At 62.3% G+C, this 13,509-nt stretch carries 12 protein-coding genes; 2 read left to right on the top strand and 10 right to left on the bottom strand.

All coding sequences use genetic code 11. The features are described from left to right. Positions 1 to 127 precede the first annotated feature (127 nt). From EN804_RS28520 to EN804_RS28475, 10 genes are all read right to left on the bottom strand, one after another. Complete coding sequence (locus EN804_RS28520; RefSeq protein ID WP_126063923.1) at positions 128 to 1,771, bottom strand: MFS transporter; 1,644 nt, start codon at positions 1,769 to 1,771, stop codon at positions 128 to 130. Between the two features lie 173 nt (positions 1,772 to 1,944). Beyond that, positions 1,945 to 2,928 (bottom strand): beta-ketoacyl-ACP synthase III, encoded by a 984-nt coding sequence (locus EN804_RS28515; RefSeq protein WP_126063924.1) that lies wholly within the window; start codon positions 2,926 to 2,928, stop codon positions 1,945 to 1,947. Continuing rightward, complete coding sequence (locus EN804_RS28510) at positions 2,925 to 4,190, bottom strand: adenosylmethionine--8-amino-7-oxononanoate transaminase (protein ID WP_126080683.1); 1,266 nt, start codon at positions 4,188 to 4,190, stop codon at positions 2,925 to 2,927. The genes EN804_RS28515 and EN804_RS28510 overlap by 4 nt, the downstream gene beginning before the upstream one ends. After that, positions 4,190 to 4,825 carry a dethiobiotin synthase gene (gene bioD / locus EN804_RS28505; protein ID WP_063169254.1) on the bottom strand — a complete coding sequence of 212 codons (636 nt, stop codon included), beginning with the start codon at positions 4,823 to 4,825 and terminating at the stop codon, positions 4,190 to 4,192. The genes EN804_RS28510 and bioD overlap by 1 nt, the downstream gene beginning before the upstream one ends. After that, positions 4,822 to 5,961: an 8-amino-7-oxononanoate synthase gene (locus EN804_RS28500; RefSeq protein WP_135921824.1), complete on the bottom strand. Its 1,140-nt coding sequence runs from the start codon at positions 5,959 to 5,961 to the stop codon at positions 4,822 to 4,824. Before EN804_RS28500 ends, bioD begins: the two co-directional genes overlap by 4 nt. After that, positions 5,958 to 6,926, bottom strand: a complete 969-nt coding sequence (bioB, locus tag EN804_RS28495; protein WP_245454882.1) for a biotin synthase BioB — start codon at positions 6,924 to 6,926, stop codon at positions 5,958 to 5,960. The genes EN804_RS28500 and bioB overlap by 4 nt, the downstream gene beginning before the upstream one ends. A gap of 174 nt (positions 6,927 to 7,100) precedes the next feature. Beyond that, positions 7,101 to 7,982 carry a carboxylating nicotinate-nucleotide diphosphorylase gene (nadC, locus tag EN804_RS28490; protein ID WP_024505570.1) on the bottom strand — a complete coding sequence of 294 codons (882 nt, stop codon included), beginning with the start codon at positions 7,980 to 7,982 and terminating at the stop codon, positions 7,101 to 7,103. Position 7,983: 1 nt separating this feature from the next. Next, entirely contained in the window at positions 7,984 to 9,525 is a 1,542-nt protein-coding gene (locus tag EN804_RS28485) for an L-aspartate oxidase (protein ID WP_024505569.1), read from the bottom strand. After that, entirely contained in the window at positions 9,522 to 10,496 is a 975-nt protein-coding gene (gene nadA / locus EN804_RS28480; protein ID WP_126063925.1) for a quinolinate synthase NadA, read from the bottom strand. The genes EN804_RS28485 and nadA overlap by 4 nt, the downstream gene beginning before the upstream one ends. Before the next feature lie 62 nt (positions 10,497 to 10,558). Continuing rightward, positions 10,559 to 11,521: a hypothetical protein gene (locus tag EN804_RS28475; protein WP_126063926.1), complete on the bottom strand. Its 963-nt coding sequence runs from the start codon at positions 11,519 to 11,521 to the stop codon at positions 10,559 to 10,561. Between the two features lie 171 nt (positions 11,522 to 11,692). Here EN804_RS28475 and panB point away from each other — a divergent pair, with 171 nt between their 5' ends. Both panB and panC read left to right on the top strand, forming a co-directional pair. Then, entirely contained in the window at positions 11,693 to 12,529 is an 837-nt protein-coding gene (gene panB / locus EN804_RS28470) for a 3-methyl-2-oxobutanoate hydroxymethyltransferase (protein ID WP_126063927.1), read from the top strand. Further along, positions 12,526 to 13,434, top strand: coding sequence for a pantoate--beta-alanine ligase (gene panC, locus EN804_RS28465; protein ID WP_024505565.1), 909 nt, complete (start codon positions 12,526 to 12,528; stop codon positions 13,432 to 13,434). Before panB ends, panC begins: the two co-directional genes overlap by 4 nt. The last annotated feature ends 75 nt before the right edge of the window (positions 13,435 to 13,509 follow it).

Raw genomic sequence — 13,509 nt, 5'->3', positions numbered from 1 at the left:
CGTTCACCATCATCTCGCCTGGGTGCGCGCGAAAGCGCACAACCCGGAGCACGCTGCTCTCGGTGTGAGGCCGTGCTCTGCAAAGCACCGGTGATCCACCCTGTCCCTGGACAGCAGCTTGATGGCGTCATCTTGGAGGACGAGAAAAGATTGTCGAGGTACGGGTACGAATTGCCTCGGTCGTCCGTTCAATCGAAAGCACTGTCTGCGGAGGCACCTCTCCTTCATGCAGTGACAGGAGATGCTGGGCGACTTCCTTATCTGCTGCGGTGAGTCGATGATTTAGGCGGAGAAAGTCCATCCAGGTGGGGGTGCGGAATGTCTCCGTCCAAAGTGATGGTGTTTGCAGATTTCGCTGGAGCGTCCAGTTTCGTGCACCGGCACGGCTCTGGACGTGTCGCCGCGTGCGCATGGAGCCCAGAAAGGCCTCGATATTTTCCTCCGATATCAAATACTCGACCTTGGCCACGATAGGGCCACTTCTGGGTTTCAGATCGAGAGCCACGTCCGGCGGATGAAAAACTGAACTTTCTTGATCGGTTTCTTCCCAGGGACGGACCGGCAACACGATCCCCGCTGCTGCAACCAGCAACAGAGCGCCTGCGGCGCCCTCCAATGCTAAGGTCAAGGAATAGTTTTGCGCGACAGAACCCCAGATCCAGCTGCCAGCAGCCATACCGCCTGCGCTCAAGGCGTAGTAAATGGAGAGCGTGCGGCCTACAACCCACCTTGGGCTTGCCAACTGCACCGACACGTCAATGCCCGTCCAGGTGATAAGCCAACCCGCTCCGCCGAGCGCCAGCGAAATGGCCGCCACAGGAATCGACGATGTAAGGGCAAGGGAGAGGCAACAGACTGCACAAGCCACAGAGGCGAAGGCCACCAGCCTGTTTTGAGACGTGACCTTCCTCAAGAAGCCGTTGCCCATGCCCGCGATGAAAGCACCCATGCCGAAGCCGGCCAATAAGATACCGTAGACAATTGGCCCACTCTTCAACTGATCCCGGACGACGAGGGGGAGCAACGCCAGAATGGAGATGCTTGCCAATCCGAAAAGAGCGGCTCGGGCGGTCGCTGCCCTGATCTCCAAAGACATCGCAGTAAAGCGCACTCCGTCATGAATTGCCGTCGTCATTCTCTCACGAGGGAGAGGCGAAGAGCGGACCTCCCATTTGGTGCGCCATATCGCGCTTATGGGCGCCAGATCACTCACCGCAGCCAAGGCGAAAGCGGCCAGCGGCCCAAAGACGGCCAGGATCACGCCCCCCAAGGCCGGACCAACGCTGCGCACAATGTTGTATCCGACGGACATAAGCGTCACTGCGGCCGGAATGTCGCGTTTGTGAAGGATATCGCCGACCGAAGCGTGCCAAGCCGGATCATTCAAGGCAAAGCCGCAGCCGGCCAGGAAACCTAACCCGAGAATCAGCCAAGGACTGACAAATCCCAGACCCACAGAAATCATCAGCGTCGTCGACGCCGATGCTATCAGGCAGTGTCCCGCAAACATCACCCACCGGCGGCTGAAGTTGTCGGCAATGGCTCCGGCGAAAACTGAGAGGAAGAACACCGGCAATGTGGATGCGGCCTGGACGAGTGCCACCATGAGGTCGGACGCTGAAATCGTTGCCATAAGCCAACTGATGGCGACCGTTTGCACTAGCCAACCGAGGCTGGAAATCTGGGTGGCCGCCCAAATTGAGCGAAACACCTTGTTTCGAAATGGGGCGAGCGTCTTTGAAACGGGCGGTTGAGGATTTTCGCTCTGCATGAGGTATTGCTGGCCTTCGATGAGCGCTGCGATTTGAGCAAGCGGGTCGATACTTAGACATCGCGGAGCACCGCACGGAACCCAGCTCTATGGAGCTTGCCGGCGACTATTTACGTATTGAGCCATTCTCATAGTCTCATTCATGAGCAGTCCTGTGCGCAAGCATTGCTTTGCTAAATTCCCACCACAAGCGCGCCGCCGCTGAGACCCGCACCCGCTGCCGCCAAGAGGACTTTCTCGCCAGGCCGAAACGGCTGCGCCCGATGGGCCAGCGACAATGAGAGCGGGATCGTCGCGGCGGAAGAGTTGCCATATTCGGCGATCGTCTTGACGATCGAGTGATCAGCGATGCCGAGGTTCCTGCCGACCGCGTCGAAAATGCGCGCATTGGCCTGATGCGGCACGAAACGATCGAGGTCTTGCGGCCTCAGTCGGGCAGCAGTGAGCGCATCTCTCGAGCAGGCGGTCATCATCTCCACGGCCTTGCTGAATACTTCACGGCCGTCAGTGATCGTCATCCGTGTCTGCGCGAGGTCGAGGTCGGCATGGAACGGAGTGTTGCTTCCCCCGGCGGGAATCTGGATTAGCCCGTAGCGCGAGCCGTCGGAATCCACCGAAGCGCCGAGAATGCCTCGATCCGGGTCATCGCAAGGACTGATCACCATGGCGCCGGCGGCATCGGCAAACAGCACGGCGCTGGCGCGCTCGGCCAAATTGATGCGGTGGCTGAGGATGTTGGCGGCGATGACAAGGCTCGCTTTGCCGTGCAGGCGGGTGAACCCGTCGGCGAACATCAGCGCATAGATGAAGCCGGCGCAGGCGCCGGTCAGGTCGATCGCTCCGGCGCGGCCTAGCCCCAGCCGATGTGCGACCAGCGGCGCGCTTGGCGGCAGAAGGTGATCGGGCGTCGACGTGGCGAGCAAGAGTAGACCGACGTCGCCGCGGTCGATACCGGCATTGGTCAGCGCCATGTCGCCGGCAGAGGCGGCAAGGCCCGACAGCGTGTCTTCGTCTGTTGCCCAGAAGCGCGAGCGAATTCCGGTGCGCCGCTCGATCCAGCCGGGCTCAAGCCCGAGCCGGTCTTCGATTTCCGGGTTCTCGACCTTGCGCGCCGGCGCATGATGGCCGAAGCCGAGAACGCGCGACGATAGGTTCATGGCCGCGAGCCGAAGCGTTCGCCGGCCTCCTCTATCGCGTCATAGAGCCCGCCCAATTCGTCGCTGGTGATGCAATAGGGCGGTAGAAGATAGAGGACATTGCCGAGCGGGCGCACAAGTAGCCCCCGCTCAAGGAAAAAAGCGCGCAGTTTTGGCCCGATCTCGGCCAGATAACCGGCTGAGCCGGTGCGTAGGTCGAGTGCCGCGATGGTGCCGGTTGTCCGGCAGTCGGTGAAATATGGATTGACCCGGAAGCGTTGCAGCCCGGCGGCCTGCCTCGCGCTCAAGACCGCGATCCGCTCGGCCACCGGCTCGTCACGCCAGATCTCGACATTGGCAAGTGCTGCCGCGCAGGCGATCGGATTGGCGGTGTAGGAGCTCGAATGGAAAAACGTCTTCTTGCGATCCTCCGAAAAGTGAGCGTGGAAGATGGCATCGGTGGCGATCGTGGCGGCCAGCGGGATGGTACCACCGGTCAGACCTTTCGAGGTGCACAAGATGTCGGGCGAGACGGACGCCTGTTCGCAGGCAAACATGGTTCCGGTGCGCCCCCAGCCGGTCATCACTTCATCGGCGATCAGCAGCGTGCCGGAGGCTTCGGCGATCCTCTTCAATTCGGCAAGAACCCAGGCCGGATACATCAGCATGCCGCCGGCGCCAAGCACCAGCGGCTCGACGATCAGCGCGGCTGCGCGCCGGTCGCGGCTAACGGCCTCGAACCGATCCAGCGTTTCCTGCTCGCGCCCGGCGGCCGGGAAGGGGATGGCGTCGACCTCGAACAGCAAAGGATCATAGGCGGCGTTGAAGACGCCGCGGGCGCCGACGCTCATCGCCCCGATCGTGTCGCCATGATAGCTGTGCTCCATGACGGCGATGCGCGAACGCGGCGCGCCGATGTTGCGGAAATAGCCGAGCGCCATCTTCAGCGCGACTTCGACTGAGGTGGAGCCACTGTCGGAATAGAACACCCGGTCGAGGCCGGCGGGTGCGATGCCGATAAGCGCCTCGGCCAGCCGTTCGGCCGGCTCGTGGGTGAAGCCCGCGAAGATGATCTGGTCGAGGCTCGACGCGGTCGTCTCGATGGCCTTCATGATGCGGGGGTGGCGATGGCCATGGGTGACGACCCACCAGGAAGAAATCGCATCGAGGATGCGGAAGCCGTCGGCCTTGTGGAGATAGGCGCCTTCAGTCAGCACGATTTCAGGGACCGAGGGCTCTAGCGCGTGCTGCGTGAACGGATGCCAGACTCGAGACTCCGCCATCAGTCGCCTCCGGCAATCATGGCCAGGTCGAAGCCGGAAATCATTGCATCTCTCAACGTTTCACCCGTCAGCGGACCGAGGTGCGGCAGCCTGCCCAGCTGCGGCACGCCGCCGAATTCCACGATTGTCCTTTGTGTATCGGCCACCTCTTCGCCAATGAAGGCAATGCCGATGAGCGGGATGGAGCGGGCTCTCAGGGCCTCGATCGACAACAGCGTATGATTGATGGTGCCAAGCGCGGTGCGGGCGCACAGTATGACCGGCAGCCGCCATTGTTCGAATATGTCAATGAACCTTGTCTGTCGATTGAGCGGCACCATCAGCCCGCCGGCGCCTTCGATGACGAGCGGTGTCGGCAGGACCGGAAATGAAAGATCGTCGGCCTCGATCGCGACGCCGTCGATTTCGGCTGATCGATGCGGCGACAGCGGCATCGTCAGTCGATAGACTTCGGGCAGCACGCGTCCGTCGGGCAAGCCGGAAAGCCGGGCGACGACCTCGCTGTCGGTCTCCTCGTTGAGGCCCGATTGCACCGGCTTCCAGTAGAAGCCGTCGAGCAGCCCGGCAAGTCCGGCCGAAAACACTGTCTTGCCAATTCCAGTGTCTGTTCCGGTGACGACGATGCGTTTGGTCATGCTGTGGCCAACACTCCGACGAGAGCCTCGACCATGGCGGAAATGTCGGCTTCGTCGACGTTGAGAGTCAGCGAAATGCGCAGGCGCGACGTACCCTCAGGCACTGTCGGCGGGCGAATGCCGCGTATGTCGAAGCCGCGTGCCTGCAGTCCTGCCGCCACCGCCATGGTGCGGCTGTTATCGCCGATCACAAGCGGCTGGATCTGCGAACCGCTGGGCATCACGCCGCAGCGTTCGGCCAATTGCCGGCTCGCGAAAGCGACACGCTCGTGCAACTGAGCACGACGCATAGGCTCGTCAGACAGAATAGTCAGCGCCTCACGTGCCGCGACTGCCATCAGCGGCGATGGTGCGGTCGCATAGATGAATGGCCGGCACCGGTTGATAAGATAGTCGCACAGTGTTCGCGGTCCGGTAACGAGCGCGCCGGATGCGCCAAGCGCCTTGCCGCATGTGTGGAGCGTGACGATGTTGTCGCGGCCTTCATACGCGGCGGCCAGTCCCCGGCCGTCCGGTCCCCAGACGCCGGTGGCATGCGCTTCATCGACGACGATGAATGCCTGGTACCGATCAGCCAGCGCGACCAGGCTCTCCATCGGCGCACGGTCGCCATCCATGCTGTAAAGGCTTTCGAAGGCGATCCACACCCGCCCCATGCCGCCTTCGGCGCGCCAGCGGGTGATTGCGTCCTCGACAGCGTCGACGTCGTTGTGCGCGGCCAGCTTGAACTCAGCGCGCCCGGCCTGGGCACCCTCATGCAAGCTGGCATGAGCGAGCTCGTCGAGGACCAGCAGGTCGCCTTTCTGCGGCAGGGCCGTCAGCAGAGCGAAGTTGGCGATATAGCCGCTGCCGAAGAACAGTGCACGCTCGGCTCCGAAAAATGCCGCTGCGTCCGCCTCCAGTTGCTCATGTTCCGGTGCATTGCCGCGCAACAGCCGCGATCCGGTGGCGCCCACTGGCGTGCCCCGCGCAATCGCCGTCGAAACCGCATCGCCCAGTCTTTTGGAGGCGGCAAGTCCGATATAGTCGTTCGACGAGAAGTCGAGCCCGGCGCGCGGTGCGAGCGTCCGCAACCGGTCCTTGCGCCCCAGTCCCCGCAAGGTTGCGTCATAGCGGGCAAGAATTGCCTCCTTCATTGCGTGGCGAGTTCCATAGGCTCAATGCCGAGGCGCCGGAACAGAAGGGTATCCTTGTCCTCGCCGGGATTTCCCGCCGTCAGCAGCGTGTCGCCGACAAAGATCGAATTGGCCCCGGCAAAGAAGCACAGCGCCTGCGTTTCGTCGCTCATCGCCGTCCTGCCGGCGGACAGCCTTACATAGGATTTCGGCATCATCACCCGCGCGAGCGCAACGATGCGGACGAAATCGATCGGATCGATGGCGTCGGCCGCGGCAAGCGGCGTGCCTTCGATGGGAATAAGCATGTTGATCGGCACGCTTTCCGGCGGCTCGGGCAGGTTCGCGAGCGTGACCAGCATGTCGATGCGATCGGTCTTTTCTTCTCCCATCCCGACAATGCCGCCGCAGCAGACTTTCATCCCAACCGCGCGCACGTGCCCAAGCGTTTCCAGCCGGTCGGCAAAAGTCCTGGTTGAAATAACCTCGCCATAGTAGCGCTCAGAGGTATCGATGTTGTGGTTATAGTAGTCGAGACCGGCCTGCTTCAGGCGAGCAGCTTGCTCAAGATCGAGCATGCCGAGCGTCATGCAGGTCTCCATGCCGAGGGCCTTGACGCCCTCAATCATGGCGACCACAACCTCCATGTCGCGCTCCTTGGGACTTCGCCACGCCGCGCCCATGCAATAGCGCGTTGCGCCGCCATCACGCGCCATGGCCGCTTCGTCGATGACATGCTTGACGTCCACCAGCTTCGACGCCTTCACACCGGTTTCGTAATGCGCAGACTGGCTGCAATAGCCGCAATCTTCGGGGCACCCGCCGGTCTTGATGCTAAGGAGCCGCGACAGCTGCACTCGGTTTCGATCGAAGTTCTGGCGGTGGATCGTCTGAGCTAGGAACAGCAGATCGTTGAATGGCATGCCGTAGATGGCCTCGGCCTCTTTGCGGTTCCATCGCGGAGGCGTTCCATCGACCGATTGCATGGTCTGGTTCACGTCGAACTCCGAGTTCATTCCAATCGTCATCGTCAAACCTTTGTTTGCTAGTCCGGTACGCCTTCTTGGCTTTGGGGCGCACTCGCTAAAGGCGAGCTGCGGCACGTCTTTCCAGCACCTCCTACGCCTGCCGAGCTGATGTTGCTCCTCACGCCGTAATCCTCAGTTCAAGTGCTTGCAGATGTTCTGGTGGTCCGGCATGTCCAGGCCGATGTCGAGGATCGGGGCGCTGTGCGTCAGCCAACCCATGGAGATGAGATCGACACCGGTCGCCGCAATCGCCGCCGCCGTTTTCGGCATCACCCGACCGGACGCCTCGGTGATCGTACGGCCATCCACTATAGAAACCGCGCGGGCAAGATCCTCGACCGACATATTGTCGAGCAGCACCGCGTCAACACCAATCGCGAGCGCTGCATCGAGCTGCTTCAGCGTGTCGACCTCGACCTCGACCTTCACCATATGCCCTGCTGCGGCGCGCGCCCGCTCTATTGCTGTGCGGATATCGCCGGCGATCGCGATGTGGTTGTCCTTTATGAGCACGCCGTCATCGAGGCCGAACCGGTGATTGGCACCGCCGCCGACGCGCACGGCGTATTTCTCCAATGCCCGCAGCCCGGGCGTCGTCTTTCGCGTCGATACAATCCTCGCCTTGTGACCGCGCACGGCCTCAACCATGGCCGCTGTGGCAGTGGCAATGCCGCTCAGCCGGCATAAGAAATTGAGGGCCGTGCGTTCGGCCGTGAGCAGGCCTCGTGCGGGTCCGGACAATCTTGCAATGGTTTCCCCGGCCCCAACCTCGCTGCCATCAGGGCGCCAGATCTGGATGTTGATCGCCGGTTCCACGAGAAGGAAGGCATACGAGACCAGATCGAGCCCGGCAACGACGCCCGCCTGCCTCGCTTTGAGCACCAACGTGGCAGTGCAATCATACGGGATAACCGCATCGGTGGTCAGGTCGCCGGATCTGCCCAGGTCTTCGAGGAGCGCAACGCGCACAATCGGTTCGATCAGGGTCGCGGGGAGGGGGGAGAATGAAGTCATATCAAGTGCTCCGTATGGTAGCCCGGCAATCGAGTGCGGCCGCGGCCCGCATTGCGCTGTGCAGTGTCAGCCGTGATGGGCGCACGTTGGCATCGTGGAGCGGGAAATCGGACCGACAGTGCGCGCCTCGACTCTCTTCCCGCCTCAGGGCCGCCGCGGCGATCATCAGTGAGACCAAAGCCGGACCAGAGGCAGCGACACTATTGGCTGCGATCGGCAGCAGGGTCGCCACCGCTTCGCGCATTGCCTCGCCGTCGCGGATGATACCCAGGGCGGCGGAGACAATCGGGCGGACCACGGAAGCGTCTGGTCGTGGAGGGACGAATGTGGAGCATCTGCGCGGTCGCCGGGTATACGACGTGCCGGCAACGCTTTCGGCAACCCAGCTCGCGGTGACCGCCGCTTCGGTGAGCGAGTTGCTGGCCAGGCGGTTGGCGCCGTGCAGGCCGGTACAGGCCACCTCACCGCAGGCCCACAATCCCTCGATGGAGCTGCGGCCGGCGCTGTCTACGGCGACGCCGCCCATGTGATAATGTGCCGCCGGGCGCACCGGGATCAGGTCGGTCGCGGGGTCGATTCCTGCGCTCCGGCACAATTCGGCGATGCCTGGAAAACGCTTGCCAAATCTCGGGCCGAGACTTTGCCGTGCGTCCAGGAATACGCGGCGTCCAACGGCAAGCTGGTGCCAAATGGCGCGCGCTACGACGTCGCGAGGCGCAAGTTCACCGCCAGGTGTGTCGGCGAGGAAGCGCTCTCCTCGCTCATCGATGAGCACCGCGCCTTCGCCACGCACGGCTTCGCTCACCAGCGGCATCGGCCGGCGCGGACCGTCGAGCGCAGTTGGATGGAACTGTATGAATTCCAAGTCGGCGAGTTCCGCCCCCGCCCATGCGGCGAGCGCCAGCCCGTGACCCCATGAGCCAGCGGGGTTTGTCGTGTCGCAAAACAGCCCGCCGACGCCGCCGGTCGCCAGCACCGCGCGACGCGTGGGCAGAGCGAGCGCGCCGGCTCGTCCTGCTGCGACCACGGCGATGACCGACCCGTCCTGCACGACCAGCCGGCGGACCTCCACATTTTCGATAATGGTGATCGAGGCTGTACGCCGAACCGCGGCGACGAGCGCGCGCACCAACTCGCGACCGGTGGCGTCGCCGGCTGCATGCACAATTCGCCGTCGCGAGTGTGCCGCCTCGAGCCCAAGTCGCAACGCGCGGTCAGGGTGCTGGTCGAAGTCGACGCCGAACCTTTGGATCGTCCTAATCGCTTCGGGTGCAGCTCGTACCACTCGCCGCACCGTGGCCTCATCGCAGAGTCCGTCGCCGGCAGCTATCGTGTCGCAAAGGTGAAAATCTGGGCCGTCGTCGCCCCCGAGACTTGCCGCAAGACCGCCCTGGGCAAGTTCACTGCAGGCTCCGGTTCCAAGCGGCGCGTTGGTCAAAAGCACGACCGGTTCCGGCGCCAGATGAAGCGCCGTCATCAGGCCGGCAATGCCGCCGCCGATGACGACCGGCGCCCCGGCGATGTCGCGAACCTCCAGACTCATAGGGAAAGCATGCGCTCGACCGCGCGGCGGGCGGGGCCGGCAATTTCGGGATCAATCCGGACCTCATGCCGGTTCTGCTCGAGTGCGGCGCGAATGTTGGCCAGGTTGATGCGCTTCATGTGCGGGCACAGATTGCATGGGCGAACGAACTCGACGTCGGGATGCGCGACCGCGACGTTGTCGCTCATCGAACATTCGGTCAGAAGGACGACACGCGTCGGTTTCTCACGCTCGACATAATCCGACATCGCCGCGGTCGAGCCGGAGAACTCCGCCTCCGCGACAACGTCTGGTGGGCATTCTGGATGGGCCAGCACGATGACGCCTGGATGGGCATCGCGCAGTTCCCGGATGTCTGCTGCGGTGAAGCGCTCATGCACCTCGCAATGGCCTTTCCAGGCGATGATCTCGACGTCTGTATCGGCTGCCACGTTCCTCGCCAGATATTCGTCCGGGAGCATCAGCACACGCGCCACGCCAAGCGATTCCACCACCGCCTTGGCGTTGCCGGACGTGCAGCAGATGTCGGACTCCGCTTTTACGGCGGCGGAAGTGTTGACGTAAGTAACAACGGGGACCCCCGGATACCGCAGCCGCATTAGCCGCACGTCGTTTGCCGTGATCGATTCGGCCAGCGAGCAGCCGGCGCGGAGATCCGGGATGAGCACGGTCTTGTTCGGATTGAGCAGTTTTGCCGTCTCGGCCATGAAATGAACGCCGGCAACCACGATGATGTCGGCGTCGACCGTCACCGCCTTGTGGGCCAACGCCAGGCTGTCGCCGACGATGTCTGCCACGCAATGAAAAATTTCGGGCGTCTGGTAATTGTGCGCCAGCACCACCGCATTGCGCTCACGCTTCAGCGCTAAGATGGCTTCAATATCGCCGGCGAACGCGAGCCATTCAACGGGTGGGATCACCCGCCGGACACGCTCATACAGGGACGCAGCCATAGGTAACGCCCCAGTCATTGGCGCCTCGATTATATTCGGTTTGACAATAAGGGAATATATCTACCTTGACTATAAGTATGTCAAGCCCGCGCCAGCGGTAATTTTGTCCCGGCGATAGCCCTGTCGTCGAGGACGGCATGCCGGAAGCGATAAAGCTTCGCCGGTCGGCCGCCCGTGTCGAGGGAGGTCTCCCCGGTCTCCTCAACAAGTTCCTGCTGCTCGACCAATCTCCGGAAGTTCGGCTTGTTGATCAGCCTGCCAGCCAAAGCTTCCACGGTTCGCTGCAGTTGCAGCAGCGTGAAGGAAGGCCGCATAAGCTCGAACACGACCGGCCGGTATTTGATCTTCGAACGCAGCCGCGCGATCCCGGTTGCCAGAATACGACGGTGGTCAGCGACCATTGGTTTGCCAGCCGCGGCCGCAATCGCGTCCCTGCCGCCACCGGCCTCCTCAATCAGACCAGCTTCATAGAGCAACTCGTAGCGTTGGAGCGTGAGTTCCTCGTTCCAATGGCGGTCGTCGAAGCCGAAGGCTATCGCAGCGCGCTGCCGGCGCTCGCGTTGAGTGGTCGGCTCGCTGGCGCCGCCGGCCCACTCAATCAGGCGGGGCCGCAATCTATCGAGCAGCACAGGCGGCGTGCCGAAGCGGTGGTCCTCCCAGGGAAAATATTCGTACCAACTTTGCCAGCCGCACGCGGCCGAGTTCGTTGCCTGTTCCTTCCTGGTCAATGCGAGATAGCTGATTGAGATGACGCGCTGGTGGCGCTCAGTGCCGATGCGATCGCGATCGGCGAAGGTGTAGAGTTGCTCGATGTATCCAAGTGCATGGCCGGTCTGCTGCTCCACCCACCCCCTCAAACCCGACTGCAGTGATCGATGCTCAAGGGCAAAAGGTCCAGAAGGGAGGGTGTCCGCATGACCGACTGTGAGGACACAGGGCTCACTGTCGTTTACGGCGACCACGACGGCAGTCAGGTCCACTTTGGCTTCGTCAGCTTTGACGGCGGCTTTGCCTTTCTTGGTTCTTCTTGTCTGAGGATCCATGTTTGCGAAAGCGGGTTGGCCCAACGGAGCGCCTTAATCGATTGAATGTAACCTTGGAAGCCAGCACGTCAACACCAGAGTACTCAAGCGCTGTTTTTAGCTCTTCGCAGTCGCACAAAAATATGCCAAACGCGACACCCGCTGTTGGTAACGTAAGGGAAGGGGCCTCGGTTGAGCGCGGCTGGTGAGATAAAAGGGATGACTCCTCCAGATATTCGATCGCGAAAAGGCCAGACGCCACTTGTATGCTTGACGGCCTACACCACGCCGGTCGCGAGGCTGCTCGATCGCCACTGCGACATCGTTCTTGTCGGCGACAGCGTCGGCATGGTGCTGCACGGCCTGTCGTCGACGCTGGGGGTCACGCTCGACATGATGATCATGCACGGACAGGCCGTTCGCCGCGGCCTTGAACACGCGCTGATGGTCGTCGACCTGCCCTTCGGTTCCTACGAGGAAAGCCCAGAGCACGCTTTCGGCAACGCTGCGCGCGTGATGGGTGAGACCGGTTGTTCAGCGGTAAAGATCGAGGGCGGCGAGACCATCTCGGAAACCATCCGCTTCCTTACCGCGCGCGGCGTACCTGTCATGGCCCATGTGGGCCTGACGCCGCAGGCGGTAAACACGTTTGGAGGCTATCGTGTGCAGGGCCGGGGAGCCGATGCAGAGCGGATCAGGCGCGACGCCAGGGCGGTAACCGAAGCGGGCGCCTTCTCCTTGGTGCTGGAAAAGATACCGGAGCAGCTTGCACGGCAGATAACCGCCGATATCGACATACCCACAATCGGCATCGGTGCCTCGCCAGCTTGCGACGGCCAGATTCTGGTGAGCCACGATATGCTCGGGCTCTTCACCTCATTTCGGCCGAAGTTCGTCAAACGCTATGCCGAGCTCGGTGAGCAGGCTGAGGCGGCAATCGCCGCTTACGCCACCGATGTGCGGAACCGGCACTTTCCGGCGGTCGAACATCTCTATGTCAACGCCTTGAAGGCCGGTGACTTCACATGAGCGTGCCGATCGCTCGAACCGTGAGCGAGCTGCGCGGCGTCGTTGCGCAATGGCGTCGCTCGGGTGCCACGATCGGTATTGTGCCGACCATGGGAGCCTTGCACGACGGGCATCTGAGCCTCGTGCGGAAGGCGCTCGAAAGGGCCGAGCGGGTGATCGTGACGCTGTTCGTAAACCCCAAGCAGTTCAACAGCCCCGCCGACCTGATTGCCTACCCTCGGACGGAAAGCGACGATGCTGCCAAGCTCGCTCTGCTGGGCACGCATCTGCTCTATGTGCCGGACACAGAGGAAATGTACCAGGTGGGCTTCGCCACGGCCGTTTCAGTGTCCGGCATCAGCGAATGCCTTTGCGGCGCATTCCGGCCCGGCCATTTCAATGGCGTGGCGACGGTCGTGGCCAAGCTCTTCCTGCAGGCCGGCGCTGACTTCGCCTTTTTTGGCGAAAAGGATTTTCAGCAACTTCAGCTTGTCAGGCGCTTGGTCCGGGATCTCGACATTCCGATCACTATTGTGCCCTGTCCGACAGTCCGCGAAGCCGATGGTCTTGCGCTATCGTCGCGTAACGTGCGGCTCTCCCCAGCCCAACGCGCCATTGCCCCAAAACTAGCATCGGTCCTGCTCGATACGGCCGAGCGGCTTGCACGCGGCTCCCCCATCCTGCCTACGCTTGATGAAGCGCGTGCAGCAATTCTGGCTGCCGGCTATCGCGAGCTCGAATACCTGGAGCTGCGCGGAGAAACAGACCTGCAATCGTTAGCAAGCCTTGACCGACCGGCACGCTTGCTTGCTGCGGCTTGGCTTGGCGACACGCGGCTCATCGATAACGTCGCAATATCACCCATCGGTAGTTGGTCAGGTGGGCGGAGCTCTCTCCAATCGGAAGCAGCACAGCAATTGCGGTGATGACGGCGGCGCGTCGTATGCCCTGCAGGGACAGGCCATCATTTAGAACCACGTCTCCGTCGGCTTCCAGCAACC

The organism is Mesorhizobium sp. M8A.F.Ca.ET.161.01.1.1, assembly GCF_004792105.1.
Lineage (GTDB): Bacteria > Pseudomonadota > Alphaproteobacteria > Rhizobiales > Rhizobiaceae > Mesorhizobium.
Note: the sequence above shows the minus strand (reverse complement) of the source record. Positions and strands in the feature narration are given on the sequence as shown.